Below are 24,784 nucleotides of genomic sequence, written 5' to 3' on the forward strand. Positions count from 1 at the left end.
TATTTGCAAGAGGTGATCGGTTTATCAGTGAATAAAAGGGTACCCGGCCACGCTACATGACCGGATACACACAAGGGGATTTACAGGGGACACATGACCTATACAAAGAAGCTATGGTTCTATTACGCAGTGTTCTTATGCACAAGGCAGCGTCTATCAGCTTTAGCTAGAGGGGGGCTGTCAGATGCTAGACGTTACCTTTTGTTTCAGACCGTACCTCCTTTCCTTTCAACTGCCCTTAGTCTACTGAGAAAGGTCGTATGTGACAAAACATGAAAATGACAAAATGATCTCTCAAATTCTCTATTTCCTCTTTAATTTCTGTTTTTTACTGCTTGAGTATAAAACATCATCTTGTTTTGTTTGATGAAAAACTTATTTTTCATAAATTGATAAAAAACGTCTGAATGAATCCAATTACTAGAAGGCATGTGAATATAATCAGAACCGTCCCACGCAAACCAATAAAAACAAAGCTGCCCGTCATGAATCGACAATTGAAATTCAAAGCAGTCCATTTGATCCTCGGTGACGTATTGAAACGTGAGTGACTCGCCTTCTTCCATGTACACATCACAAAATGAAAGAATGTCTCCCCACGAATAAACGCGCATTGTGCTCTTTGCCTTCTCCTCGCCAATATGTATGTTTCGCAATTGATAGGACTCCATAAAACATCTCCTTTCACTCATATACAGCTCGTTCTAAGCAGGCAGCGGTTTCATTTATACAGATGTTGTATGCTATAATAATACTTACGAATAATGAACGCTTGTGAGGTGATAAATATGAAAACCTTTAGGCTGATTGATTTAAAAATCGAACTTGATCCAAAGCAAGATAAAATGTCCAGCATTCCCCTTCGTGACGGTTTAATCATTAATAAAGAAGATGGTGAAAATCACTGGATGATCGAGGCACTCATTCCAAAGAAACATAGACAGGTGTTTGAGGTGCTTTTTCAGCAGCACACTGAAGTGAAGATTCTTGTGACGATCACAAAAGAAAACAACCGCCCTGTTCATCTATCTGTCCAAGTCAAAAACATTGTTGCTTTAGAAGAAAACATTTCTGTGCTGCTCGATGGTAAAATGATTACAAACCGTTACAGAACAGAAACCGAAGAAGTACTAAAAGACCTCGTCAAAGAGGGGCTTTCCGGAGAAAAACTGCTGGATGCATTTAAACAAAACACATAAAAAAGAGCGGGATTAGCCGCTCTTTTTCTATTGCACATCTTTCGATTGGCTTTGATTTTTCAATAGATCTCTAATTTCAGTTAGTAAAACTTCCGTTTGATCCGGCGTTTCTACAACCTCTTCTTCCTCTACCTTTTTCCGTTTTAATTTATTCAAATAACGAATAAAGATAAAAATGGAAAACGAGATAATCAAGAAATCAATCACTGTTTGAATGAAGCTCCCATATAAAATTTGAGCAGATCCGATCTTAATAGATAGACTGCTAAAATCATGTCCCCCAATAATAATACCGACGAGCGGCATGATCAAATCATTCACAAGAGAAGTGACAATTTTGCCAAATGCTCCCCCAATGATGACACCTACAGCCAAGTCAATGACATTTCCCTTGACTGCAAATTCTCTAAATTCTTTCAGCATCTTTTATCACCTTCATCTTTTTTTGTCTAATATGACGTTTTTTTGTCAAAAATGCAAGTCCTGATCCGTTCAGGCTGGTCGTTTCCATATAAAAAGCGATTCATCCTTGATGAACCGCCAGGCAAATCATGATACTTTAGGGCCGATAGAAAATGTTAGTTCTGCTTCACATGCAACTTCGCCATCTACTGTAGCTACTGCTTTTCCTTTTGCAACCGGACCTCGGAGACGCGTCACTTCTACCTCTAAACGAAGCTGATCGCCAGGCTTCACCTGTCTTTTGAAACGGCAGCCGTCAATTCCTGCAAACAAACCAATTTTCCCTTTGTTTTCTTCTTTACCTAACATAATCACCCCGAACACCTGTGCAAGTGCTTCTACAATAAGCACACCCGGCATGACTGGGTATCCTGGGAAATGACCATTAAAAAATTCTTCGTTCACTGTGACATTTTTAATCCCAACCGCTCTTTTCTCTCCCTCAACCTCTAAAATACGGTCGACCAATAAGAATGGATAACGGTGTGGAATAATGTCTTGAATTTGCTGAGCATCAAGCATATCTTGATCTCTCCTTTTTTCTATATCGATGATCTTCATTTGATTCCTATAGAAGTATATTATGAATGCTCGTATTTTTCAACGTCCGCTCTGCATATATGGTAAAAAATAGAATATATCATTACCTATTGTCATCAAATATAATCCACACTACACTCATTGTTTTTTCACAAATATGGTAATATATATTACATCATTGATTGAATAAGAGGGTAAAAATGAATTTTATGAGTGATAAATCCATTAAAAAACTTCTCCATTCGTGGTATACAATGCTGAAGCATCGACATTTTTCGAAAGCTGAAGAAATCAAAACAACTCTATTAAAGCATAAACGTAAAATATCAAAAAAACAGGAACTCTATTTACATTATCAGCTGATGCTTTTTCGCCATCAGCTCTGGATGAATCAGACAGAGGACCTAGAAAAAATCAAACATGAACTAATGCAGCACAAAGATGATATGAACGAAGAACTGGCCTATTACTTTTACTTCTTTCTAGGGCTCTACGAAGCTTTAAACAGCGATCAAAATGATGCGATCTACTATCTCGAAAAGGCGGAAGAACGCCTGTCATTCCTTAACGATGAGCTGGAGGAAGCAGAGTTCCATTTCCGAACAAGTGGTGTTTATTATAACAACCGCTATTCGTTGTTATCAATTCGTCATGTTCAAAAAGCCATGGATATCTTTGCAAAGCATGGGGATGATCATAGCCTCTATCGTTGTAAAATTGTGCTCGGCCTTAATTATAGCGATCAAAAAAAATATGAGGAAGCAGAAGCTATTTTTATTGAGATCATCGAATACGTGAACATCATTGATGATCAAGAATTGCTCGGTATCGTTTATTATGACGCTGGCTTTATTCAGTCGAGACAAAATCGTCACAAGAAAGCGCTGGAATACTTTAAAAAAGCACTTCGTCTCCCAGCATACCGGAAGGCAGCACACTCCTATGTATCGTGCCTCTACGAAACGGTGCGTTCCTGTTATAAAGAAAATTTAACCGATGAAGGAATGAAGTATATTCAAAAAGGATTAAAAGAGGCCGTTGCTTCTCAGTTTGATATTTTAAGAATCAAGTTCCAAATCTTATTTCTTCTCTACAGCCAAACGCCAAAGGCAGATGAGCAGATCGCAAGGCTCGTCACATGTCTTGAACGAAAAGAAGCTTGGATTGATCTTGAGGATCTGCTTGCCGATGTCTCAGATTTTTATAAAAAAAAGGGCGACTTTGAGCGAGCCGCCTTTTTTATCATGAGAGGCTGATGTCAGCCTGCTCATTATCGAATTGTATTCACTAATCCCAGCATCTGATCACCCATTGTAATCGTTCTTGAGTTCATCTGATAGGAGCGCTGTGTTGTCATGAGATCTGTTAATTCTTTAGACATGTCCACATTCGACGTTTCAAGTGCACCTTGCTGAAGCTGAATCGCTTGGCGGTTTGCTCCATTTAGTGCCGTTAATGCGCCTTGATAAGTACCGTCAACTGAGAACAAATTATCTCCTTCAGAGACGAGTGCTGAAGAGTTATTGACTTGTACAACACCTAGATTCACCTGCTGATTCGGTTGATTATCTCTTGAAATAGCCGTAAGACGTCCATTTTTATCAATTGAAATATCACGGAAATTCGCATTTAAGACGATTTCATTTCCGTTTTCATCAAGAATCGGATAGCCTTCGCTAGTGACAAGCTGCACTTGGTTACGATTATTGCCTGGCTGTAAGTAAAGAGAACCATCTCTTGTATAACGGATATTACCGCCGGCGTTGACCTGCATATACTGAGATGGCGCTCCAAATGCAACATCAAGATCACGTCCTGTTTCTTTAATAGAACCTTGCATCGAGTTAATGGACGCATTGACCATAGTACCCGTTCCAAGCCTTAGCCCATCAGGTGTCAGACGACTGTTTGCCACCTGCTCATTTTTTTCATCTACCTGATTGAACTGTTGTCTGATCAGCTCTGAGAAGCGGGTATTTTTCGCGCGGTACCCTGTTGTTTCACTGTTCGCAATGTTATTGCTGATCATATCAAGCTGCTTTTGCACTTCGTTCATCGATACAGCTGCATTGATCATCGTTCTAAGCATGAGAATCCTCCTTTCTTTTTCATTCCTTGATTAGTACACTCTGCCAATTTCATTTACTGCTTTTTCTAAGCTTTTATCATACGCCTGAACCACTTTTTGGTTTGTTTCAAATGCTCGATAGGCAGTTGTCATTTCTGTATATGATTTCGTCACATCCACGTTCGACAGCTCCGATACACCTTGACTTAACGTATATGACATTTGACCATTATTGACTGCACTTGGCAGTGGCTGGTTATCAGCTGTACGGTATAAATCATTTCCTTCTCTCGCTAAGTTCCTTGTATCCATCGCAACACGTACATCGATTTGTCCGAGATTTTGTCCATTTTCACTCACAGTTCCATCTGCATTCACTTTGAAATTCTCACTCTGAACCGTAATCGGCTGACCTGTCACGGAAAGAAGGGCACGGCCACCAATGGTCAACTGATTTTGTGCATTCAATGTAATGGAGCTGCTTTTCGTATAACGAACGCCTTCTGGTGTATTAACCGCATAAAAGAGCGCTGATTTCTGATTGGTCTCCGGGTTGATCGGCACATTATTTTCGACTAGTGCGACATCCGTTGTTTGATCTGTTGTTTTTAAAGTTCCCTGTGTAAATTGAGGGATCAGTTCCTGCATATATGTCCCCGTATTAATGCCGCCAATCGGCGTTTGCTGCGGAACACTAAAACCTTTGCCTGAGGATGTTTGGAAACGTCCTGATTCCATTCGGCTTAGCAGCATTTCCGGAAATGCCCGCATGGTCCCCTCATCCGCTTTATAACCTGGCGTATTCGCATTTGCGATATTATTTGAAAGCATTTCTGTCCGCCGCTCTTGAGCGATCATGGCAGATGTTGCGGTGTATAGTCCTTTTAACACGTGCTCACCTCATTAAAATTCTTTCACATGACCTAAACACAATCTTCTATGAAATATATCGGCATATTTGCAGGGTTCTTTAATAAAAATCCCCCATTCTTTCGAAAAAGAATGAGGGACATCATTAGCTGAGTTTACGCTTTGGCAGCTTGTCCATATTATCAAGCATGACGCCAGTACCAACAGCTACACAATCCATTGGATTCTCGGCAACGAAAACTGGTACTTTCAGCTCTTCTGCAAGCAATTGATCAAGCCCGTTTAGAAGAGCTCCGCCACCTGTAATAATGACGCCGCGATCAATAATATCAGCTGATAATTCAGGCGGTGTTCTCTCAAGAACTTGCTTCGCAGCCTGAACAATCGCAGATACAGATTCACGCAATGCTTCTTCTACTTCTTTGCTTGTGACGGTAATCGTTCTTGGTAATCCTGTCACCATGTCTCGTCCACGAATTGAAATCTCTTCGTGACGTGCGTCTGGGAATACCGTTGCAACTTGGATCTTAATATCCTCAGCCGTGCGCTCACCGATCAACAGCTTGTACTCTTTTTTAATGTAGTTGAGAATTTCCAGATCAAATTTGTCTCCAGCCATTTTAATAGAAGAGGCGGTTACAATGTCACCCATTGAGATGACAGCGATATCTGTCGTTCCGCCTCCAATATCTACGACCATGTTTCCACTCGGCTGAAAAATATCCATACCAGCACCGATAGCTGCTACTTTTGGCTCTTCTTCAAGAAATACATGCTTACCACCGCTTTTTTCAGCAGCTTCTTTGATCGCCTTCTGCTCAACAGATGTAATGTTTGTCGGGCAGCAGATGAGCATACGCGGCTTAGAGAACAGCCCTTTCACATTTAATGAGTTAATAAAATGCTTGAGCATCGCTTCAGTTACTTCAAAATCAGCGATTACGCCATCTTTTAATGGACGAATCGCAACAATATTCCCAGGCGTACGTCCAACCATACGTCTAGCCTCTTCTCCAACAGCCAAAACTTTCCCGCTGTTTTTGTCAAGAGCTACAACAGATGGTTCATTTAACACAATTCCTTTTCCTTTGACATGAATCAGTACATTGGCAGTACCAAGATCAATTCCAATATCCCTAGCAAACATCTATATATATCCTCCTTGAAAATCTGTTTCCATAGCAAATACCACATTCTGCCCTAATTATATATTCTATCATAATTTGCAGAAAAAAAGATATTTCTTTACAAAAGTCTTTACAAAATTTGTGGTTAGAAACTACCGATAAGAGGAAGATATATATGTCATGTTTATGAACAAAGAACTAAGCTTACTGTTTCACAGGCTCGCCTTCTAAAATTTCTTCTTTTTTATACTTTAATTTAGTGGCTTCTCCTCCTCGCAAGTGGCGGATTGATTTATGATAATCCAGTATCTCCTTCACTTCATTAGCCAGATCTGGATTAATTTCTGGCAGTCTTTCTGTTAGATCCTTGTGTACAGTACTTTTAGAGACTCCAAATTCTTTCGCAATTACACGAACGGTTTTCTTTGTCTCCACGATATACTTTCCTATCTTGATTGTTCGCTCTTTGATGTAATCGTGCACACCACTCGACCTCCCTAAAATGGATGTGAGAAGTGTGAAATGAGATCCGTATAAATATTATCCATTTTCAGCAGCGCTTGTTCGTCTTAATTTCTCATCCATTAGGTAGTAAATGCCAAACACGATCCCTCACCTCAAACACTCTCTTTGTCAGGTTTGTAACAGTGTATTAGCATTGCATAGGGAATATGCTAAAAATGAAGATGGGACAAGGGATTTATCAGAAAATGCAATCATTTCGAGTGGCGAAAATTTTTACTTTACAAGGATGGGTCAAGCACGTAAAATAGAAAAGGTGATTTTATTTACCTAGCTAAATATTTAATAAAGGTGAGCATATGGATACGTTAAATAGAGAGTGTTTACATCAAATACATCAAGGCGCACGACTGATGTCTAAAAAGGCGAACGAAGCGCTTGCTGCTTATGACTTGTACATGTCCCAATGGACTGTACTTTTTTGTTTGGATACATTCGGCCCGAAAACCCAAAAAGACATTTGGACATATTTGAACGTCGAAGCCCCAACCATTACCCGAACCGTCACCCGTCTAGAAGCAAATGGCTGGGTGAAACGTGTACAAGGAAAAGATAAACGTGAAAATCTGATCGTGATGACAGATGATGCTAAGGCCCGATTTGAAGAAATCAAACGCACGATGGAACAATTTGAAGAAGAATGTCTATCAGATTTCACCTACGAAGAAAAACAACTCCTCCATACACTTTTACACAAATTATCAACTGAATAGGAAGTGACATACATCATGAACGAACGCATTTGGACGAGAGACTTTATCATGATTGTCCTGGTGAATTTATTTACGTTCACCTCTTTTTATGCCCTTTTGACATTGCTGCCCATTTACACAATGGATGAACTAAATGGAACAGAATCACAGGGCGGCCTCCTTGTGACGGTCTTCTTATTGTCTGCTATTGTGACAAGACCGTTTTCTGGAGCCATTATTGAGAAATTCGGCAAAAAACGGATGGCGATTTTCTCATCAACGGCATTTGCCTTACTCACTTATTTATACATTCCGATTGATCAATTCCATACGCTTCTCATGCTGCGTTTCATGCAGGGAATCTTTTTTAGCATTTTGACGACAGTAGCCAGTGCCATTGCGGCGGATATGATCCCGAAACATAAACGCGGGGAAGGACTCGGCTACTTTGTCATGTCGATGAACCTTGCTGTTGTCATCGGTCCATTTATCGCACTGAATCAAGTAGGAAAAGTAGGATTCCATTCTTTATTCCTTCTCTTTTCCATTATCGTTACCATCGGGGCTGCTTTTACGATGCTGATTAGACAGCCGGAGCCTGAAAACGGGGGAAGCGTCGTCTTCCGATTTACTTTTTCTCACCTGTTTGAAAAAGGCGCATTAAAAACAGCGGCAGTCGGCATCATTATTTCCTTCTGTTATTCGCCGATCATTTCATTTATTTCAGTCTATGCCAATTCCCTTCACTTGATGGGTGCAAGCAGTTATTTCTTTATTGTGTTTGCGGCAGCGATGCTTGGATCACGTCCATTTACAGGCAGACTTTTTGACCGAGTAGGACCTCACATTGTGATCTATCCTTCCATTGCTCTTTTTGCGATTGGTTTATGGATGCTGACAGCTACACATTCAGCGACAATGCTTCTTCTATCAGGTGCTGTCATTGGTCTTGGATATGGATCTCTAGTGCCATGTTTACAAACACTTGCCATTCAGCACTCACCAGCTCACCGTACAGGCTACGCGACGGCTACTTTCTTTACCCTATATGATACGGGTATTGCTGCTGGCTCATTTGTATTTGGTCTTCTTGTCAGCTTCACAGACTTTTCAAATGTATATCTCATTGCAGGTATTGTTGTCTTGCTAAGTATGATTGTTTTTTATTGGAGCGAACGAAAGCCACAAGAAGCAAAAGCACAGAAGGTCTCCCTATCAGAATAGGATACTATTTTAAACTTCATCGGAAACATGCTAAAATATAGGATATTTCAAATAGACGATTATTTGAAAAATAGTTGGCATTAAGCGAAGGTATAGGTGATGTTTTGAATTACGAATTGTTTAAAGTCATACACGGGATGGCTCATCATTCTGAGTTTTTAGATCAAGCCATGATTTTCATTACGAAAAAGGCCATTCTTGTGTATGCCCTTGTCTTATTGATTTGCTGGTTTTTAGGTAATCACAAATTTAAGAAGCATGTCTTCTTTTCCGGTGTAACGGGCATCGCGGCACTCATCGTCAATTTTGCGATTACACTGTTTCATTATGAAGAGCGGCCGTTTGTGGCGCATAAAGTCGACACACTCATTCCGCACTCAGCAGACGCTTCCTTCCCAAGTGACCATACAACAGGTGCACTGGCTCTTTCACTTGCCATTAGATCTCGTAATAAAAAGCTTGGCAACATCTTGCTCGTCTTTGGATTACTCACAGGATTCTCCCGCATTTGGGTCGGTCACCATTATCCATTAGATGTCTTAGGCAGCTTAGTCGTATCGATCGTGGTTGTCTTTATCATGAATAAATTATGGAAGTTCTTTGACTCTCCAATTGACCGCATTGTCACTTTCTATGAGACAATTGTAGGGAAAATATTCAGAAGGAAGCAAAAGGATCAGGGCTCTGACCTGTCTAACTCTTAAGCGGCTTGCGATAACGTGATGAAGAATCTTCTTCCACTTATCGCGCCGCTTTTTTTATTGGCTGTCCTCCTCTGACCTTGTTCGAAAAATAAAGACTGACACCGATGCCGGTAAGGGAAATCATGATCAACGTCCAGCCTAACTGCTCAAAATGAGGACCAGCAATTTCATCCCCAAACAGCATACCGAGGACAGCAGACGACAGAATGGAACCAAGGTAACGGCATGTTTGAAAAAGCCCGGAGGACGTGCCAATCATATGCTGAGGACTTGCCTTGAGCATCGCCGCTTGCAGCGCAACATTCCCAATCCCGTAACTCAGTCCAAGCAGCGCTAGAACCACCCCTTTTCCCCATAATGGTGCCGGAATAAAAAAGAAGGTCATCGCAGATGCTCCAGCCAGCATCAATACCGCACTGGCTAATACCGGATGGCGTTCATCCCCGCGGTCCACCCACTTTCCTGTCAGCGGCGACACAATGATGCTCACCCCAGACATGCACAGCATAAAAAGACCCGTCATTTCCACACGCCAGCCTAATTCATCCTGGAAATAGCTCGGCAAACCAAAGAAAAGACAATAGAAAAATATATTTAAAATGATAAATTGCACATATACAAGTGACAGCCGCTGCTCCTGTCTGAACATTCGAATTTGAATAAACGGTTCATCCACCTGATACTCCCACCAGATAAAAGCGCCTGCACTCACGAGACAAAGAATCCCCTGTACATATTGAATCCCATCACCTAGTGATAATAAAAACGAAAGCAGAAGGACAATACAAACTGTAAAAAGAAGCATCCCTGGCAAATCGAGCTTCCGTACCGTTTCACCTATACGAAGCTTTCTCTTTTTCTGCTCCTTTGGAAACAAAGTTAGTCCAAGAAAGAAGCTGATCAAAATAAAAGGCAGGTTCACTAAAAAGATAGCCGGCCAGCCGCCGATTGTCATCAAAAAGCCGCCAAGAGTCGGTCCAAGTGCCGTCATCGCCGAAGCAAAAATGGACAATACCGCTAACGCCGAAGCCTGCTTTTCCTTAATATGATCCCGAATGAGTCCGACACCAGAAGGATAAATGGCACTGCTCCCAATCGCCTGCAGCAGCCGGATCACAATCAGCACTGCAAACGTTGGGGCAAACGGCGCACAGATGGCTGAGACCGCCACAAGACCTAGCCCGAATAAAAATAATGTTCTCCGGCTCATCACATGATCCCCAATCCGGCCGCTCACCGGCTGCGTCACCGCACTGGCTAAATAAAAAGACGAAATAAGCCAAGATACAGTCGTAAATGACAAACCGAATTCATGCTGAATTTGATGCAAGGCCAAAGAAATCATCGAGGAATTCAGTGGATTTAACATCGTTCCAAAGGCAATAGCAGTTAAAAAAACCTTTCGGCTGTCTCTCCACTTGTTCATACACCGACCCCCTTTTTGTGATCTGGCATGTTTTTTGCCAATCCTTCCGTTATTATGAGATTCATTTCCCTTTTTTACCCTAATCAATTCAAGTTCTCTCTCGGAAAAGCAAGACATACATTTTAAAAAGGGCGAGTGTTGGAAAAACACATATAAAATTGAGAATATGAGGAACAAATGGTAAGATGCTACACATATTTAAAAGCCTACTTTCTCCTTATATGGAGAACGGCTGAAAAGGAGGAGAAGCTTATTATTAAAAAAAGACGGTTTTGGATCCCAGCCCTTTTCTCGGTTGCAGTATTACTTCTGTCTTCGTGTGGTTCAAATGAAACAAATGGGAACGGAGATAAACGTAATTCTACAGCGAAAGGGTCGCCAATTTTGGAGGATGGAAAATTTATATTTGCAGCATCAGGTGAATTTCACCCGTTCAGTTACATGGATGGAAATCAGATGTCAGGCTTTGATATCGATGTAGGCAATGCGATTAGTGACAAACTAGGCCTCGAGCCTATACAGAAAAAATATAAATTCGCAGGCATCGTCGAAGGTGTGAAAGCAGGAAAATTTGATGCGGCAGTTGCAAGTCATACCATCAATGAGGAACGAAAAAAACACGTCCTTTTATCTAAGCCCTATTACTACTCTGGTCCGCAAATTTTCACAAGACCTGGAGCAGACATTCAACATGCTGATGACTTAAAAGACAAAGAAATCGCTGTATCAAAAGGCTCGTCCTACGCTGATATTGCAAAGGAACATAGCGGGCAGGAACCAAAATATTACGACAGTGATGTAGTCGCTTTAGAAGCACTGGCCAACGGAAAACACGATGCAGTCGTGACGGATTTCGCCACAGGTGCGGAAGCCATGAAGAAAAAATTAAAAATCGAAGCGCAGGAAAGACTCGGACAAAGCGAGCAGGCAATCGCTGTCTCAAAAGAAAATAAACAGCTCATAGAAGAGATCAACGATGCGATTGACGCACTAAAAAAAGACGGAACATTAAGACAAATTAGCGAGAAATACTTTGACGAAGACATCACGGTCAAACAAAATTAAAACCACGATTGTGCGCCTTTCTTAGGCGCACTTTCTTCAAATGGAGATGATTGTTTTGCCTACTCTATCACATTTTTTTCAGACGCTGATTGATTCTAGAGGTATTTTTTTAGAAGGGATGCTGCTCACCTTACAGCTCACTGTGATCAGCATCTTCATCGGCATGTTCATCGGACTCTTCTTTGCTTTATTGAAAATATCACGCGTGGCTGTCTTCGGTTATATCGCCAACGCCTATATCTTCCTTGTACGCGGAACACCACTGATTGTTCAAATTTTCATCCTATATTTTGGACTGACCGAATTAAATATCCCCGACTTCTGGGCTGCTTCCATTGCGCTCGCCTTTCATAATGGAGCATATATAGCAGAAATATTCAGAGGCGCCATCCAATCGATCGATCAGGGGCAAAAAGAGGCAGGACGCTCTCTTGGCATGGGACGTTTCCTAACAATGAGACGCATCATTCTCCCGCAAGCAATGCGGCGCGCACTCCCCCCTCTTGGCAACCAGTTCATTATCGGCTTAAAAGATTCATCACTCGCCGCCTTTATCAGCGTCAATGAACTATTTAACGTCGCCACGACCCAAGGCTCCAACAGCTTTGACAATATGACCTATTTACTTGTTGTAGCCGTCTATTACTTAGTTCTTGTCCTGCTGTTAACATTCGCTGTCCAAACCTTTGAGAAGAAACTATCGGTCAGTGACCATTAGGAGGAGAAGCATGACAGAATCAAAGGAACTCATTCGTGTTGAAAAACTCAATAAATACTTCGGAGAGCTGCATGTTTTAAAGGATATCGATCTCACCGTTTATGAAAATGATGTAGTCGTCTTAATTGGTGCCAGTGGCTCTGGAAAAAGCACCCTGCTCCGCTGTATGAACTTTTTAGAAATAAAAAATGATGGCCAGATCATCATTGATGGGAATCCAGTACATCCAAAACGAGATCAATTAAACGAGATGAGGCAAAAAATAGGCATGGTGTTTCAGCATTTTAATCTCTTCCCGCATAAAACTGTGCTTGAAAACATCATCGAAGCGCCTGTCATGGTGAGAAAAACAAAAAAGGCTCAAGCTGTATCAGAAGCCAACGTCCTGTTGGAAAAGGTCGGACTTGCGGATAAGGCCAACGTATATCCTTCTAAATTATCAGGTGGTCAAAAGCAGCGTGTGGCCATTGCAAGAGCTCTCGCCATGAAGCCAGATGTCATGTTATTTGACGAACCTACGTCGGCCCTCGATCCAGAGCTTGTAGGCGAGGTACTGCAAACAATGAAAAGTCTCGCAAAAGAAGGCATGACGATGGTCATTGTCACACATGAAATGGGCTTTGCGAAAGAAGTCGCCGATCGTGTCGTCTATATGCACGAAGGCCGCATCGTCGAAGAAGGCACTCCATCAGAATTGTTCGATTCTCCTCAAGAGGAACGAACCAAGCTGTTTCTCAGCTCCATTTTATAGGTCAAACGCCCTTTATTTTTCGTGCTCAATGCACGTTTTTTCTCTTTTTTTACGAACTTTTCATCCATTTATATTGAATATAACCAAAAACCATGTAAGATTAACTTACACGGTTATGTTATATATGACTTTTCTCTCTATAATGAAGAATTAAGAAATCAATTAATTCTGAATGATTCAGGGGGAATGCAGCATGCAAATGGGTGATACAGTATTTATGTTCTTCTGCGCACTACTCGTGTGGTTAATGACACCGGGTTTAGCCTTATTCTACGGAGGACTCGTGAGAAGTAAAAACGTCTTAAGTACAACCATGCACAGCTTAACTTCACTAGCAATCGTCTCCATCGTATGGATCATGTTTGGCTATTCCTTGGCTTTTGCGCCAGGCAATGCATGGATCGGAGGCTTAGACTGGATTGGACTAAAAGGCGTTGGCTTTGAACCTGGTTCCTACAGTGAGACCATTCCACATTCATTGTTCATGATGTTCCAAATGACCTTTGCCGTCTTAACAACAGCCATCATCTCAGGTGCCTTTGCTGAACGAATTCGCTACTCAGCGGTCGTCGTGTTTACACTCCTTTGGGTCACATTTGTATACGCGCCAGTCGCACACTGGGTATGGGGCGGCGGTTGGATTGGCGAAATGGGTGCACTTGACTTCGCTGGAGGAAACGTGGTTCACATTTCATCTGGTGTTGCGGGTCTAGTCGTGGCGATTGTGCTCGGGAAGCGTAAAGAAGCAGCAAACTCTTCTCCTCATAATTTGATCTACACCCTTCTTGGCGGAGCTGTCATTTGGTTTGGATGGTTTGGCTTTAACGTTGGAAGTGCCCTTACATTAGACAGTGTCGCGATGTATGCCTTTATTAACACCAATACAGCTGCTGCTGCAGGAATCATCGGCTGGCTGTTAGTAGAGTGGATGATCAACAAAAAGCCTACTATGCTCGGCGCGATTTCTGGAGCCATCGCAGGTCTTGTCGCGATTACACCTGCCGCAGGTTTTGTCACCCCATTTGCTTCTATTATCATCGGAATCATCGGCGGGATCGTGTGTTTCTGGGGAGTCTTCTCACTCAAAGCCAAATTTGGCTATGATGATGCACTGGATGCATTCGGGCTTCACGGAATTGGCGGGACTTGGGGAGGTATTGCAACTGGACTTTTCGCAACAACCTCTGTCAATGACGGCGGAGCCAATGGCTTATTTTACGGAGATGCCAGCTTACTTTGGAAGCAAGTAGTCGCTATTGTTGCCACCTACGCCTTTGTAGCCGTGGTGACATACGTGATCATCAAAGTGGTCAATCTCTTCTTCAAGATTCGTGCAACCGAAGAAGAAGAATCAGTGGGCCTTGATTTAACCATGCACGGTGAAAAAGCCTATCAAGATTAAAGAAAAAGGGGTGTCTCGATGAGCAAAATGTATAAAGTGGAGATTGTCACACGTCCAGCCAATTTTGAAACATTAAAGGTGGAGCTTGGAAAGATTGGTGTCACCTCAATTACCTTTTCGAATGTGCACGGCTGCGGCCTACAAAAGGGACATACAGAGCTATACCGCGGCGTCAAAAAGGAAAGCAATGTGTACGAACGATTAAAGATTGAAATCGTACTAAGCAAAGTACCTGTCGAACTGGTCGTTGAAACAGCTCAAAAGGTACTTCGTACAGGCGAACCAGGGGATGGGAAAATTTTTATATATGAGATAGAAAATACAATCAACATTCGGACAGGTGAAGAAGGGCCTACCGCCCTATAAACCATCCTCCGCCAAGTGCGGGGGATTTTTTTAAGACAGAAAAAAACCTCTGCATAATTCATACACAGAGGTTGCAAGGCTTTAAGATTGTTTTGTTTCTTCAGATTGACTGCTGTCTTTAGAGGAATCAGAAGACTTTTCTTGATCAGAGGATTTTCCCTTCTCATCAGACTTTTCTTCAGATTTTTCTCCAGCAGGCTCTTTGGCCTTATCTTCAGCAGCAGGTTCCTTCGTTTTTTCATCAGCTTTTGGCTGAGCAGGTTCTTTTGCTTCTTCCGTCACTTCTTGCGCGGCCTTTTCAATAGTCGAAACAGGCTTGTCAATGAAGCTAAGTGGATTAAGCGCTAAACCTTCCATACGAATTTCAAAATGCACATGGTTGCCGCTTTCAGCACCATAAAGATTTTTACCAGAAGCACCGATGACATCATTCTGCTTCACTTCATCGCCTTCTTTGACACTCACTTGTGACAACGATTGATAAACAGTCGATAATCCATCTTCATGTTCAATTTCAACGACGTGACCGAGAACTGGATCTTTTTTCGCTTGAACCACTGTTCCACTAAGAGCAGCTGTGACATCAAACACTTTGCCATCTTTATCTGCAAGATCAATACCTTTGCTCAAGGTATAGGTGTTATTATAGTTTACAAGTGCTGCTTCTTTTTCTTTTTGATCAGCATCTGCTTCATAGAACTTTTTCACGACAGAAACATTATCAGAATTCTGGACCGGCATTGCAACATTTTCAATTGGCTTTCCAACTTCAACGGCATCATCACGCTGTTCTTGCCCTGTTTGATTTCCATCAGATAGTTGGTCTTTCACATCTTTTGATACAGCTTGGTACCAAAGAACAGCTGTTAACACGACCGCTGCGCTGACCAAGTAAATAGCAGGGAATACCCAGCGCTTACGGAAAAATTGCTGAACTTTTGTGATTTTGGAAGTACGTTTCTTTTCTTCCTCTCTCATTTTTCATCACCTCAGCAACATTCTGAACACTTTTCAAAAAATATATACACACGAAATCATTTTTCTTTTTATTTTGCGCAATCGCACCAATAATATGTATGATGCATGAAAAAAAGATGGGGGACTTTATTGTGAAAACTTTCAACCGCATAGCAACAGAAGATGATCTCAAAGCGATCGTTGATATTTACAATTCAACCATTGCTTCAAGAGAAGTAACCGCCGACACAGAACCAGTTTCAGTTGAAGACCGCCGGCAATGGTTTTTGAATCATTCAGAGAAAAGACCTCTCTATGTGAAAACAGATGAGGATGGACATATCTACGGCTGGCTCAGCTTTGAAACGTTTTACGGAAGACCTGCATACAACGGGACCGTTGAAATGAGTATTTACTTAAACCAAGACGATCGAGGGAAAGGCTTAGGGTCACTTTTCTTACAAGAGGCTATTGAGTTGGCACCTTCATTAGGCATTCGAACGTTACTTGCCTTTATTTTCGGGCACAACGAAGCCAGCATTCGATTATTTAAAAAGCACGGCTTTGAGACATGGGGTCACCTGCCACGTATCGCAGAAATGGACGGCAGCAGGTACGATTTAGATATTCTAGGAATAGAATTATAAAACGAGCGTCTCTCCAACAAAGAGACGCTTTTTTATGAAGCATGTAACAGCTGTTCAAACTGTTTCGCATTTTGAAGAGATTTTCTTTGCAGGATGATGCCATGTTCATCCATCAGAATCGCTTGCGGAACAACAGTTACCCCATACAGCTCCATGATTTGCGAAGAGCGCACATACACAGCTTGATCAGGCAGCAATTGAAGAAGCGACGCATCATCTCCTTGTTCATCTCCATTGATCAAAATGAATTGAGTATCGGGGCTAGAGATGTGCTGCTTCATATCAGACAAAATGCTTTTGCATGTCATACAAGTAGAGTTCACAAATAACAGCATCACGGCTCTTCCGCTCTGCAAATATTCCTTTAAAATGACCTTATCCCCTAAATGTGTATAGCTTCGAAATAACGGCGCCGCATCACCAACATCCGCTTCCTTTAATTCAATCCCATCAAGGGTTTTGATTTTATTCATAAATTTTCCGATAAAGCGGGCAAGCAAAAACACCACAGCCAGCTGAGCAATGACAATGAATAACACAATAATCAGTAGAATATCTGTCATTTCACTTGGTCTCCTTCTATAAATGATTCAAATTGATTCATCCACTTTCTTTTGAACATCATGATGTCTTTTCCCACCGCTATAATGAAACAGACAGCCACTGCAATCAGAAAACAAATAATGTGAAATTGCCATGGAATTGTTTCTACATAGGAATGCACATAAAACAAGCCAATCACAAGAGCCAGCATCGACACATTACGAATCACAATTCCCCAGTGAAGACGGTCATTTTCAAGTAAACCTCCACAGCCGCATGAAATGTTACGATGTCCTCTCAATAAATTGAAAGTGACCGCTCCAGTATAGGTACATAAAAGTGCTGTAAGACCAATCGCAGGTACAAGAGACATGTTCCATACGAACAATAGACCAGTACAAGCCAATTCAATAGTCAAAAACAAATAAAACATTGGCGCCGTGAGCGCAGAAGGCAGCAGCCGATAAGCATTCATCTGTTGCATATGCGCCGTTTGTTTTCTCACTTTATCAAGCCATGCACCTGCAAAGATGATTCCTAAGAAATAGACACCTATAAAATAAAAGACACTCACCTTACGCCATCTCCTTTTGTTGAAATAGTTGAGATTGTGCCTCATAAAGCCTTTTGTACTCTCCACCTAGCGCCATCAGCTCTTCATGGTTCCCCTCTTCAACGAAAGCACCATCTTTCATCACGATAATGCGGTCTGCTAAGCGGGCCGCTCCCATACGGTGTGTGATAAACAAGACCCCTTGATCCTGCGTATGATCGAATAGCTTTCGAATGAGTGAAATCTCCGATAGCGGATCAAGAGCAGAAGTCGGTTCATCTAAAATGATAAAATCACTTTCTCTAAAGAAGGTTCTCGCCATCGCAAGCTTTTGCCATTGTCCGCCAGACAGTTCATGACCTTCTTCAAAAAACCGGCCAAGCTGCGCATCGTATGTTTCTTCCATTTGATGAATTCTTTTCTCTATGCCTGCTTGCCGCGCAGCTGACACCATGCGCTCTTCCTCATCTATTTCGTCGATACGGCCAAATCCAATGTTTTCTTTCACAGTGAATTCGTACTTCATAAAATCTTGAAAAAGGACAGCCATTCTCGCATGATATGATTTTTTATAAATGGTCGAAATAGACTCACCATTGACCTTTTGCATATTCGGCTTGTCTGGATCATATAAACCGGTCAAACATTTAATCAAGGTCGTCTTACCTGATCCGTTATCCCCCACCAATGCAATGCGTTCACCTTTATTGATATGAAAATGTATATGCTCAATAGCAGGCGTTTTCATATTCGGATAGGTAAAAGAGAGGTTTTCTAGCGTAATGGACCGAATACACTCAATCCTCCGAAGCGATGCCCCTTTCTCTTTCTGTTCATCAATTTCTTCTTCTCTCTTTTGAAAAGTTCTCATTTCATCAATATAGAGACTCGTTTCATATAAACTAGAACATTCCCTCGTTAAGTCCTGAAAACCACTTTGAATATTTTGCACAGCTTGCAGCACAGCGACAAACGTACCTGCTGCTAATTTCTTTTGAAAGATAAGAAAGACAATAAAAAGACCGCAGCACACATAGGCAAATGTCATAAGCAATCCGCCCGCCATCTCCCAGCGAACCTGCCGTTTTAGTAATTTATATTTTTCATCTGCACTTTTTACATAATGACCTTTCCATTTTTGAAGAAGATAATGTCCTATTCCATATAAACGGATTTCCTTCAATGAATCTCGCTGTGCAACAAGGTCGGACACATACATTTCTCTTCGGTCGTTAGCAGTTAACATGCGGTTTAATTGATACCGCGCGCCTCCAAAGAAGAGCTCAATCCACAAGACAGGCAGGGTAAATAAGATCAGAATGACCGCCAAACCCCAATGGATACCGATCATATAAATGAGAAGTGATACAACAGTAATCAATGCGCTCATGATTGTAAAAATACTTCTAACCATACTCAGAACATGCTGATGACTGTTCATCACACGTTGACTTTCATTATAAAAAGACGGATGTTCAAATGTAATATATGGCAGCCTGATTGCCTTTTGAAGCAATTCACCCTTCAAATGCAAACCAATCATATTTGTCGCTTTTTGCTGACTAAGTTGAAGAATGAATTGAAGCCCATATCCTAAAACCACAATGACCATTTGCAACCCAAATAACCTTAAGACCTTTTGAATGTCTCCTGAAGAAGTCATGAATAAAATAATTTCATTAATCAATGTTTGAATAATCCAGACACTAGCCAAAGGCATAAAACCAACGATCACTTGGATCAATAGAGTTAACAGCAGATATGATCGACTTCTTTTCCAAGTATAGGAGATTGCATATAAACAATGGTTCACTGTACTCATCAAACGCTCCACCTTACACCATTTAGTATAATTGACATATTTTTGATATTTATATTATGATAGCTCTGCGTAACTTCATTCTGAGAGGACGATAACGATGAATTCAATCTTACTTTTACAGCTCACTCTTATTCTTTGCAGTCTTTTATTGACGATCGGAATCATCATCTATTTAAAACACCAGATGGAATTAATCATCTTACCGATCCAGCATGTCGGACAAAAACTTGTTCATCCGCTAATTGAAAAACCATCACCTATTCAAATGAATGATTTGCTGCAAACCAATCACAAGCAACAGCTGCTTATATTCACTGACACAGCATGTCCGCACTGCATCCCATCACTGGAACAATTCCTAGAAACGAAAAGGCAGCGTCAATTAGACATTTCTTTTAGTATTTTGCTAAAGAATGGGCAAGAAGAGGATCAAGAATTATATCGTGATAACCAAACCAACATGCAAATTATCTCAGTGGACGAACAAATGATAGGCGCCTTTCATATTGAAGAGTTTCCATATTACATCTTGGTAGAAGAAGATGAAACAATCTCATATGCAGCCCCTTTTCCGGATGGTCTTTATTCAAGGATTTCTGCAAAATAAACATAAATGAGGCATGTGAAGACAACAAACACACGCCTCGTTTTTTTATTGGTGTGGATCTGCCTGAACATCCTGATCCTTTTCCCTTGCTGCGATTTCACTCGCTCCACTTGAAGCTGTCGCTTGTTCCTCAGCTTGTTCAAACTCACTGCGAGCCTCATTTGAAATGTCTACTTGGTCACCATGCTGATTCACAGTAACAGACGAAGAAGACGATTCTTTTTGAACCTCTTTCTCTAGTTCCTTTAATTTAGACACATGAAGCTCTAAATCTTTTCCTTGCTGAACTAGAGTCAGTTGTTGAAATAATGCCTTTCTCTCTTCTGGAGAATGGTCGCCTTGAACAATTTTCGCAGCTTGGTTTAAAAAAGAATTTGATGTTTGACCCGCTTGACGACTGTTTGACGTCTGCACAGCATTTGTTAAAAATGAAATTGAAGATATGCTCATGCGTTCACATCCTATTAAATAAAATCCTTGAATTTAGCAGCCACATCTAACGCGTTCTTGGCTAGTACATATCTCACCTGTATCACGATCCACGTAGTAACGGAAAGTTCCAACACCTTGAAGGAAACAAGTTGGCGCTGATTTACATGAAGTGACTAATTTTTGTAAAATACATCTTGAAGCTGCAGGTTGAACATTGGTCATTTTGTTTAAGAAACGATCTAACATATGAATTCCACCTTCCAATTTTTATGGTAATACAACACAATAATAACCAATTAAAAGACAACTAACAACATATTTTGATAAATTTACTAATTATTTTTAACTACTAATCTTATTTATGACATAAACTGTCGTTAAAATTTATAGTAAATGTTACTTTTTTCTTATTTGAAGATAATTTATTTATCCATAAATAGTAAAGTGAAGATAGAAATATTTTTTAATTGCTCTACATTCACTCTTCCTAAAGTACTACTTGCTCAAGTATGATAAAGAGTGAATACATAAAGGAGTGAACACCATTGCAACAAACTGAGAAAATCATTCAATCTCTTCATTCGATCACAAAGTGGGGAAAAGTTGGTAGTATATTTCTCTATATTTCAGGCGGCCTAGCTATTCTTATTGGTTTTTGGCTTGTTCTTCCTGCTGCCCTTGGCGTCTTCCTCATTATGATGGGAATCCATGTACAAAAATCTGTAAACGCAGCTGAACAATTAATTCAAGCTCCTGATACTTCTTATGAAGAGTTATTAGAACAATATGCTAAGATGATGAAAATGCAGACGCTATTTGCCATATCAAGTATTGTCACAGTCATTCTCTCATTCATCGCCATTATCTTGATGCTGATATTAGGTGGCCTAGCCTTTCTTCAAGAAATTCCTAGTGACGTCCAGCAATACGAAGGTGAATACGAACAAGAGCTTGGTGACTTTTATTAATGGAGAGGGGTATCAATGAACATTCGATACCCCTTTTGTTTGATCATTTGGCATTATTCATCCTACTAAGCTTGACATTCCGCCTTGATCATTTTAAAATACAAATCGTAATCATTACGAATTAAAGGAGGATCCTATTACTGATGCGCGTAAAAATTACCTTAGCCTGTACTGAAACGGGTGACAGAAACTATATCACAACAAAGAATAAAAGAACGAACCCGGACCGACTGGAGTTAAAAAAATATTCTCCTCGGCTAAAGAAATATACCCTTCATAGAGAAACAAAATGAATTTTTTAGGCATTAAATCGTAATCATTACTTTTTAAGTGAGGCGGAAATCAAAATGAGTATTGTCAAAAGGACAGAAAGAAATGAATAAGCGAATACCTGTTACAGTATTAAGCGGTTTTTTAGGAGCAGGAAAAACAACAATATTAAATCATGTCCTACAAAATCGTAAAGGGTTAAAAGTAGCTGTAATTGTCAATGACATGAGCGAAATTAATATTGATGCAGAACTAGTCAAACAAGGCGGTGAGCTCTCTCGATCAGATGAGAAACTAGTTGAATTGTCTAATGGTTGTATTTGCTGCACATTAAGAGAAGATTTGTTAATCGAAGTAGAACGCCTGTGTAAAACTGGTCATATTGATTATATTGTCATTGAGTCAACAGGTATTAGTGAACCAATTCCAGTCGCGCAAACTTTCTCTTATATTGATGAAGAAATGGGAATAGATTTGACACGCTTTTGCCGGTTAGACACGATGGTCACTGTTGTAGATGCGAACCGTTTCTGGACCGACTTCCAGTCAGGAGAAAGTTTATTAGACCGTAAACAAGCCGTTTCCGATGATGACGAACGAGAAATTTCCGATTTACTTATTGATCAAATTGAATTTTGTGACGTGCTGATTATAAATAAGTGTGATCTAGTATCAAACTCAGAATTAGATCGACTTGAGCGCGTGCTGACCACACTTCAACCAGAAGCATCTATCATCAGAACCTCAAAAGGGCAAGTAAAGCCAAGTGACATTTTAAATACTGGTTTATTCGACTTTGAAAAATCCAGTGCTTCTGCTGGCTGGATCAAAGAAATCAACGCCGGGCATTCTCAGCATACGCCGGAAACAGAAGAATACCAAATCTCATCCTTTGTTTATGAAAGAAGACTCCCCTTTCATACCGGCAGGTTAAATAATTGGTTAGATCAGATGCCGGAGCAAATAGTTCGCGCTAAAGGATTTACATGGCTTGCCACACATCATGATTTAACCATTTTAATTTCACAGGCCGGAAAATCTGTTGCGATTGAACCAATTGCATACTGGATTGCTGCCTTGCCTGAGCAAGATAAGGCACGGATATTAAAGCAAGAACCAGAGCTTCTTGACGAGTGGGACGCAGAATTTGGTGATCGGCATACAAAACTTGTGTTTATCGGCGTAGATTTGCCTAAAGCAGATATCATTCGCACACTAGATCAATGCTTACTCACACCTGAAGAATTTGATCAAGATTGGACTACATTTGAAGACCCCTTTCAATGGAAAATCCAACATTAAAAAAGGAGGGTTTTAAGTGGCAAAGAAATCTAAGATTGCTAAAGAAAAAAAGCGGCAGCAGCTTGTATTGAAATATGCAGAATTAAGAAAAGAGTTAAAAGAAAAAGGTGACTATGAAGCTTTACGGAAATTACCTAGAGACTCTTCCCCTACCCGCTTAAAAAACCGCTGTGAATTAACCGGCCGCCCTAGAGGTTACTTACGAAAATTTAAAATGTCTAGAATTGCTTTTCGTGAGCTTGCCTATAAGGGCCACATCCCAGGAGTAAAAAAATCGAGCTGGTAAAGATTGAGTTGATCTTATCACAGCTCTCATAAAAGTAAAGTAGCAAAAAATGTTTAAAATTCTATTTTCCAGGCATTTCTAAACCTTTTTGAGCTACAAAATAACATTTTAAAAATCAGCAGAGTTTCTGCTGGTTTTTTATAATGACTGGATTCATAAGATGAATAGACCTATTTCAAAAAAAGATTGTCAACAATGATTATGACTTTTTCTCTTCTTTTCAAAAATACATGATCATGATACTTTGTTGTCACTACCCACCGATGTATGACATTTCAACTTTTTTCTGATCTTTCTTCTGTTCTCTCTCGGCTGAATATTGATCATGTCTATTCGACCATAGTTCCTTCAATATATTCTTTATATCTTCATTATCTTTAGCCGAGCGAATCACCCGTTTCAGATCAAAACCCGACGATGCAAAAAGACATGTAAACAATTCACCGCGAGCAGAAAGCCTCGCTCTGTTACATGTTCCACAAAAAGCATCTGAAACAGAAGAAATAATGCCTATCTCTCCTGAACCATCTTTATAAAAGAATCGGTTGGCTACTTCACCTGGATATTGAGGAGGTTCTGGTTTGATAGGAAATGTTGAATCAATTAGACCAATGATCTCTTTCTTTGTCATGACATGCTCTAGATTCCATTTGTTCGTATTTCCAACATCCATAAACTCGATAAATCTGAGAACATGTCCTTCTTTTTTAAAGTAAGCTGCCATTGGTAAAACATCCTGATCATTCACACCTTTTTGAACAACCATATTGATCTTAATAGCAAGTCCAGCTTTTTTTGCAGCCTCAATCCCATCAAACACTTTTTGGATAGAAATATTCCTTCCGTTCATTTGCATAAAACGGTCAGGATTTAATGAATCCAAACTAATGGTGACTCTCTGAAGACCGGCTTTCTTTAACTTATCAGCATATAAAGGTAAAAGCGTTCCATTGGTTGTCATAGCAATGTCTTCGATTCCTGGAATTTTTGAGAGCTTTTCTATTAAGATAGGCAAATCTTTTCGCATTAAAGGTTCACCACCCGTGATGCGTATTTTCACCACACCTAAGTCCTTTGCAAAAAGGGTAGCAAGCTGTTCAATTTCTTCGAAACTAAGCAGTTCTTCTTTATTCAAAAAAGGATAATCTGGTCCAAAAATTTCAGCAGGCATACAGTACGTACATCTAAAGTTACAGCGATCTGTTACTGATATTCTTAAATCGCGCAATGGTCGATGTCTCTTATCCAATATACTGTCCAT

The 24,784-nt window shown here is 40.6% G+C and carries 30 protein-coding genes; 16 read left to right on the forward strand and 14 right to left on the reverse strand.

What is annotated here, in order from left to right; translation table 11 throughout:
- Positions 1-314 precede the first annotated feature (314 nt).
- The gene (locus C6Y01_RS12400) at positions 315-671 is read right to left on the reverse strand and encodes a hypothetical protein (protein WP_034660233.1); all 357 of its coding nucleotides are present in this window, start codon (positions 669-671) and stop codon (positions 315-317) included.
- Between the two features lie 117 nt (positions 672-788).
- Here C6Y01_RS12400 and C6Y01_RS12405 point away from each other — a divergent pair, with 117 nt between their 5' ends.
- Positions 789-1,199 carry a YwpF-like family protein gene (locus tag C6Y01_RS12405; protein WP_003215215.1) on the forward strand — a complete coding sequence of 137 codons (411 nt, stop codon included), beginning with the start codon at positions 789-791 and terminating at the stop codon, positions 1,197-1,199.
- 27 nt (positions 1,200-1,226) lie between these two features.
- On the opposite strand, the gene mscL is transcribed toward C6Y01_RS12405, so the two are convergent.
- Positions 1,227-1,622 carry a large conductance mechanosensitive channel protein MscL gene (mscL, locus tag C6Y01_RS12410; RefSeq protein WP_034660234.1) on the reverse strand — a complete coding sequence of 132 codons (396 nt, stop codon included), beginning with the start codon at positions 1,620-1,622 and terminating at the stop codon, positions 1,227-1,229.
- Between the two features lie 126 nt (positions 1,623-1,748).
- Positions 1,749-2,183: a 3-hydroxyacyl-ACP dehydratase FabZ gene (gene fabZ / locus C6Y01_RS12415; protein ID WP_012011512.1), complete on the reverse strand. Its 435-nt coding sequence runs from the start codon at positions 2,181-2,183 to the stop codon at positions 1,749-1,751.
- 218 nt (positions 2,184-2,401) lie between these two features.
- Between fabZ and C6Y01_RS12420 the strand changes: the two genes are divergently transcribed.
- Positions 2,402-3,457 carry a tetratricopeptide repeat protein gene (locus C6Y01_RS12420; RefSeq protein ID WP_106038267.1) on the forward strand — a complete coding sequence of 352 codons (1,056 nt, stop codon included), beginning with the start codon at positions 2,402-2,404 and terminating at the stop codon, positions 3,455-3,457.
- 14 nt (positions 3,458-3,471) lie between these two features.
- On the opposite strand, the gene C6Y01_RS12425 is transcribed toward C6Y01_RS12420, so the two are convergent.
- The 4 genes from C6Y01_RS12425 to spoIIID all read right to left on the reverse strand — a co-directional run bounded on the left by C6Y01_RS12425 (position 3,472) and on the right by spoIIID (position 6,749).
- Complete coding sequence (locus C6Y01_RS12425) at positions 3,472-4,290, reverse strand: flagellar hook-basal body protein (protein WP_034660236.1); 819 nt, start codon at positions 4,288-4,290, stop codon at positions 3,472-3,474.
- Positions 4,291-4,320: 30 nt separating this feature from the next.
- On the reverse strand, positions 4,321-5,160 hold the full coding sequence (locus C6Y01_RS12430) for a flagellar hook-basal body protein (protein ID WP_034660237.1): 840 nt from the start codon (positions 5,158-5,160) through the stop codon (positions 4,321-4,323).
- Between the two features lie 124 nt (positions 5,161-5,284).
- Positions 5,285-6,286 carry a cell shape-determining protein Mbl gene (gene mbl / locus C6Y01_RS12435; protein WP_012011515.1) on the reverse strand — a complete coding sequence of 334 codons (1,002 nt, stop codon included), beginning with the start codon at positions 6,284-6,286 and terminating at the stop codon, positions 5,285-5,287.
- A gap of 184 nt (positions 6,287-6,470) precedes the next feature.
- Positions 6,471-6,749 (reverse strand): sporulation transcriptional regulator SpoIIID, encoded by a 279-nt coding sequence (gene spoIIID, locus C6Y01_RS12440; RefSeq protein WP_008343327.1) that lies wholly within the window; start codon positions 6,747-6,749, stop codon positions 6,471-6,473.
- Between the two features lie 338 nt (positions 6,750-7,087).
- On the opposite strand from spoIIID, the gene C6Y01_RS12445 reads away from it, so the two are divergent.
- The 3 genes from C6Y01_RS12445 to C6Y01_RS12455 all read left to right on the forward strand — a co-directional run bounded on the left by C6Y01_RS12445 (position 7,088) and on the right by C6Y01_RS12455 (position 9,408).
- Positions 7,088-7,501 carry a MarR family winged helix-turn-helix transcriptional regulator gene (locus tag C6Y01_RS12445; RefSeq protein WP_034660239.1) on the forward strand — a complete coding sequence of 138 codons (414 nt, stop codon included), beginning with the start codon at positions 7,088-7,090 and terminating at the stop codon, positions 7,499-7,501.
- A 15-nt stretch (positions 7,502-7,516) separates the two neighbouring features.
- Complete coding sequence (locus C6Y01_RS12450) at positions 7,517-8,704, forward strand: MFS transporter (protein WP_034660241.1); 1,188 nt, start codon at positions 7,517-7,519, stop codon at positions 8,702-8,704.
- Positions 8,705-8,808: 104 nt separating this feature from the next.
- Positions 8,809-9,408, forward strand: a complete 600-nt coding sequence (locus C6Y01_RS12455) for an undecaprenyl-diphosphatase (protein ID WP_034660243.1) — start codon at positions 8,809-8,811, stop codon at positions 9,406-9,408.
- Between the two features lie 37 nt (positions 9,409-9,445).
- On the opposite strand, the gene C6Y01_RS12460 is transcribed toward C6Y01_RS12455, so the two are convergent.
- Positions 9,446-10,834: an MFS transporter gene (locus tag C6Y01_RS12460; RefSeq protein ID WP_106038268.1), complete on the reverse strand. Its 1,389-nt coding sequence runs from the start codon at positions 10,832-10,834 to the stop codon at positions 9,446-9,448.
- 177 nt (positions 10,835-11,011) lie between these two features.
- Here C6Y01_RS12460 and C6Y01_RS12465 point away from each other — a divergent pair, with 177 nt between their 5' ends.
- The 5 genes from C6Y01_RS12465 (at position 11,012) to C6Y01_RS12490 (ending at position 15,136) form a co-directional block, all read left to right on the forward strand.
- The gene (locus tag C6Y01_RS12465) at positions 11,012-11,899 is read left to right on the forward strand and encodes a transporter substrate-binding domain-containing protein (protein ID WP_106038269.1); all 888 of its coding nucleotides are present in this window, start codon (positions 11,012-11,014) and stop codon (positions 11,897-11,899) included.
- 40 nt (positions 11,900-11,939) lie between these two features.
- Positions 11,940-12,617 carry an amino acid ABC transporter permease gene (locus tag C6Y01_RS12470; protein ID WP_078061638.1) on the forward strand — a complete coding sequence of 226 codons (678 nt, stop codon included), beginning with the start codon at positions 11,940-11,942 and terminating at the stop codon, positions 12,615-12,617.
- 10 nt (positions 12,618-12,627) lie between these two features.
- Positions 12,628-13,368: an amino acid ABC transporter ATP-binding protein gene (locus C6Y01_RS12475; RefSeq protein WP_034660250.1), complete on the forward strand. Its 741-nt coding sequence runs from the start codon at positions 12,628-12,630 to the stop codon at positions 13,366-13,368.
- Between the two features lie 193 nt (positions 13,369-13,561).
- Positions 13,562-14,770, forward strand: coding sequence for an ammonium transporter (locus C6Y01_RS12485; protein ID WP_060597474.1), 1,209 nt, complete (start codon positions 13,562-13,564; stop codon positions 14,768-14,770).
- An 18-nt stretch (positions 14,771-14,788) separates the two neighbouring features.
- Positions 14,789-15,136: a P-II family nitrogen regulator gene (locus C6Y01_RS12490; RefSeq protein ID WP_106038270.1), complete on the forward strand. Its 348-nt coding sequence runs from the start codon at positions 14,789-14,791 to the stop codon at positions 15,134-15,136.
- Between the two features lie 81 nt (positions 15,137-15,217).
- On the opposite strand, the gene spoIIQ is transcribed toward C6Y01_RS12490, so the two are convergent.
- On the reverse strand, positions 15,218-16,114 hold the full coding sequence (gene spoIIQ / locus C6Y01_RS12495; RefSeq protein WP_003214850.1) for a stage II sporulation protein SpoIIQ: 897 nt from the start codon (positions 16,112-16,114) through the stop codon (positions 15,218-15,220).
- A 116-nt stretch (positions 16,115-16,230) separates the two neighbouring features.
- Between spoIIQ and C6Y01_RS12500 the strand changes: the two genes are divergently transcribed.
- Positions 16,231-16,740: a GNAT family N-acetyltransferase gene (locus tag C6Y01_RS12500; protein ID WP_034660256.1), complete on the forward strand. Its 510-nt coding sequence runs from the start codon at positions 16,231-16,233 to the stop codon at positions 16,738-16,740.
- A gap of 32 nt (positions 16,741-16,772) precedes the next feature.
- Here the strand turns inward: C6Y01_RS12500 and C6Y01_RS12505 are convergent, their stop codons facing one another.
- Genes C6Y01_RS12505 through C6Y01_RS12515 form a run of 3 tightly spaced genes read right to left on the reverse strand, consistent with a single transcriptional unit; the run spans position 16,773 to position 19,658 of the window.
- Positions 16,773-17,303, reverse strand: coding sequence for a TlpA family protein disulfide reductase (locus tag C6Y01_RS12505; protein ID WP_034660257.1), 531 nt, complete (start codon positions 17,301-17,303; stop codon positions 16,773-16,775).
- Positions 17,300-17,857, reverse strand: a complete 558-nt coding sequence (locus C6Y01_RS12510) for a MauE/DoxX family redox-associated membrane protein (protein ID WP_034660259.1) — start codon at positions 17,855-17,857, stop codon at positions 17,300-17,302. The genes C6Y01_RS12505 and C6Y01_RS12510 overlap by 4 nt, the downstream gene beginning before the upstream one ends.
- Position 17,858: 1 nt before the next feature.
- Complete coding sequence (locus C6Y01_RS12515) at positions 17,859-19,658, reverse strand: ABC transporter ATP-binding protein (RefSeq protein WP_034660260.1); 1,800 nt, start codon at positions 19,656-19,658, stop codon at positions 17,859-17,861.
- 97 nt (positions 19,659-19,755) lie between these two features.
- Here C6Y01_RS12515 and C6Y01_RS12520 point away from each other — a divergent pair, with 97 nt between their 5' ends.
- A complete protein-coding gene (locus C6Y01_RS12520) occupies positions 19,756-20,265 on the forward strand; it encodes a thiol:disulfide interchange protein (RefSeq protein WP_034660262.1) in 510 nt (169 codons plus the stop codon).
- A gap of 45 nt (positions 20,266-20,310) precedes the next feature.
- Here the strand turns inward: C6Y01_RS12520 and C6Y01_RS12525 are convergent, their stop codons facing one another.
- Positions 20,311-20,715: a hypothetical protein gene (locus C6Y01_RS12525; protein ID WP_034660263.1), complete on the reverse strand. Its 405-nt coding sequence runs from the start codon at positions 20,713-20,715 to the stop codon at positions 20,311-20,313.
- A 527-nt stretch (positions 20,716-21,242) separates the two neighbouring features.
- Between C6Y01_RS12525 and C6Y01_RS12535 the strand changes: the two genes are divergently transcribed.
- The 4 genes from C6Y01_RS12535 (at position 21,243) to rpsN (ending at position 23,523) form a co-directional block, all read left to right on the forward strand.
- On the forward strand, positions 21,243-21,665 hold the full coding sequence (locus C6Y01_RS12535; protein WP_034660265.1) for a DUF5362 family protein: 423 nt from the start codon (positions 21,243-21,245) through the stop codon (positions 21,663-21,665).
- A gap of 143 nt (positions 21,666-21,808) precedes the next feature.
- Complete coding sequence (gene rpmG / locus C6Y01_RS12540; protein ID WP_003214771.1) at positions 21,809-21,958, forward strand: 50S ribosomal protein L33; 150 nt, start codon at positions 21,809-21,811, stop codon at positions 21,956-21,958.
- Positions 21,959-22,040: 82 nt separating this feature from the next.
- On the forward strand, positions 22,041-23,237 hold the full coding sequence (locus C6Y01_RS12545) for a GTP-binding protein (RefSeq protein ID WP_034660726.1): 1,197 nt from the start codon (positions 22,041-22,043) through the stop codon (positions 23,235-23,237).
- Positions 23,238-23,253: 16 nt separating this feature from the next.
- Positions 23,254-23,523, forward strand: coding sequence for a 30S ribosomal protein S14 (gene rpsN, locus C6Y01_RS12550; protein ID WP_025093900.1), 270 nt, complete (start codon positions 23,254-23,256; stop codon positions 23,521-23,523).
- 253 nt (positions 23,524-23,776) lie between these two features.
- On the opposite strand, the gene moaA is transcribed toward rpsN, so the two are convergent.
- Positions 23,777-24,784 (reverse strand): GTP 3',8-cyclase MoaA, encoded by a 1,008-nt coding sequence (gene moaA / locus C6Y01_RS12555; RefSeq protein ID WP_034660268.1) that lies wholly within the window; start codon positions 24,782-24,784, stop codon positions 23,777-23,779.

It is taken from the genome of Bacillus sp. NMCC46 (assembly GCF_002998465.1).
Taxonomy (GTDB): domain Bacteria; phylum Bacillota; class Bacilli; order Bacillales; family Bacillaceae; genus Bacillus.

Coding starts and splice junctions, on each gene's coding strand:
- C6Y01_RS12400 (WP_034660233.1), bottom strand. CDS start 671: ATGGAGTCCTATCAATTGCGAAACATACATATTGGCGAGGAGAAGGCA.
- C6Y01_RS12405 (WP_003215215.1), top strand. CDS start 789: ATGAAAACCTTTAGGCTGATTGATTTAAAAATCGAACTTGATCCAAAG.
- mscL (WP_034660234.1), bottom strand. CDS start 1,622: ATGCTGAAAGAATTTAGAGAATTTGCAGTCAAGGGAAATGTCATTGAC.
- fabZ (WP_012011512.1), bottom strand. CDS start 2,183: ATGCTTGATGCTCAGCAAATTCAAGACATTATTCCACACCGTTATCCA.
- C6Y01_RS12420 (WP_106038267.1), top strand. CDS start 2,402: ATGAATTTTATGAGTGATAAATCCATTAAAAAACTTCTCCATTCGTGG.
- C6Y01_RS12425 (WP_034660236.1), bottom strand. CDS start 4,290: ATGCTTAGAACGATGATCAATGCAGCTGTATCGATGAACGAAGTGCAA.
- mbl (WP_012011515.1), bottom strand. CDS start 6,286: ATGTTTGCTAGGGATATTGGAATTGATCTTGGTACTGCCAATGTACTG.
- C6Y01_RS12445 (WP_034660239.1), top strand. CDS start 7,088: ATGGATACGTTAAATAGAGAGTGTTTACATCAAATACATCAAGGCGCA.
- C6Y01_RS12450 (WP_034660241.1), top strand. CDS start 7,517: ATGAACGAACGCATTTGGACGAGAGACTTTATCATGATTGTCCTGGTG.
- C6Y01_RS12460 (WP_106038268.1), bottom strand. CDS start 10,834: ATGAACAAGTGGAGAGACAGCCGAAAGGTTTTTTTAACTGCTATTGCC.
- C6Y01_RS12465 (WP_106038269.1), top strand. CDS start 11,012: ATGGTAAGATGCTACACATATTTAAAAGCCTACTTTCTCCTTATATGG.
- C6Y01_RS12470 (WP_078061638.1), top strand. CDS start 11,940: ATGGAGATGATTGTTTTGCCTACTCTATCACATTTTTTTCAGACGCTG.
- C6Y01_RS12475 (WP_034660250.1), top strand. CDS start 12,628: ATGACAGAATCAAAGGAACTCATTCGTGTTGAAAAACTCAATAAATAC.
- C6Y01_RS12485 (WP_060597474.1), top strand. CDS start 13,562: ATGCAAATGGGTGATACAGTATTTATGTTCTTCTGCGCACTACTCGTG.
- C6Y01_RS12490 (WP_106038270.1), top strand. CDS start 14,789: ATGAGCAAAATGTATAAAGTGGAGATTGTCACACGTCCAGCCAATTTT.
- spoIIQ (WP_003214850.1), bottom strand. CDS start 16,114: ATGAGAGAGGAAGAAAAGAAACGTACTTCCAAAATCACAAAAGTTCAG.
- C6Y01_RS12500 (WP_034660256.1), top strand. CDS start 16,231: ATGGGGGACTTTATTGTGAAAACTTTCAACCGCATAGCAACAGAAGAT.
- C6Y01_RS12505 (WP_034660257.1), bottom strand. CDS start 17,303: ATGACAGATATTCTACTGATTATTGTGTTATTCATTGTCATTGCTCAG.
- C6Y01_RS12515 (WP_034660260.1), bottom strand. CDS start 19,658: ATGAGTACAGTGAACCATTGTTTATATGCAATCTCCTATACTTGGAAA.
- C6Y01_RS12520 (WP_034660262.1), top strand. CDS start 19,756: ATGAATTCAATCTTACTTTTACAGCTCACTCTTATTCTTTGCAGTCTT.
- C6Y01_RS12525 (WP_034660263.1), bottom strand. CDS start 20,715: ATGAGCATATCTTCAATTTCATTTTTAACAAATGCTGTGCAGACGTCA.
- rpmG (WP_003214771.1), top strand. CDS start 21,809: ATGCGCGTAAAAATTACCTTAGCCTGTACTGAAACGGGTGACAGAAAC.
- C6Y01_RS12545 (WP_034660726.1), top strand. CDS start 22,041: ATGAATAAGCGAATACCTGTTACAGTATTAAGCGGTTTTTTAGGAGCA.
- moaA (WP_034660268.1), bottom strand. CDS start 24,784: ATGGACAGTATATTGGATAAGAGACATCGACCATTGCGCGATTTAAGA.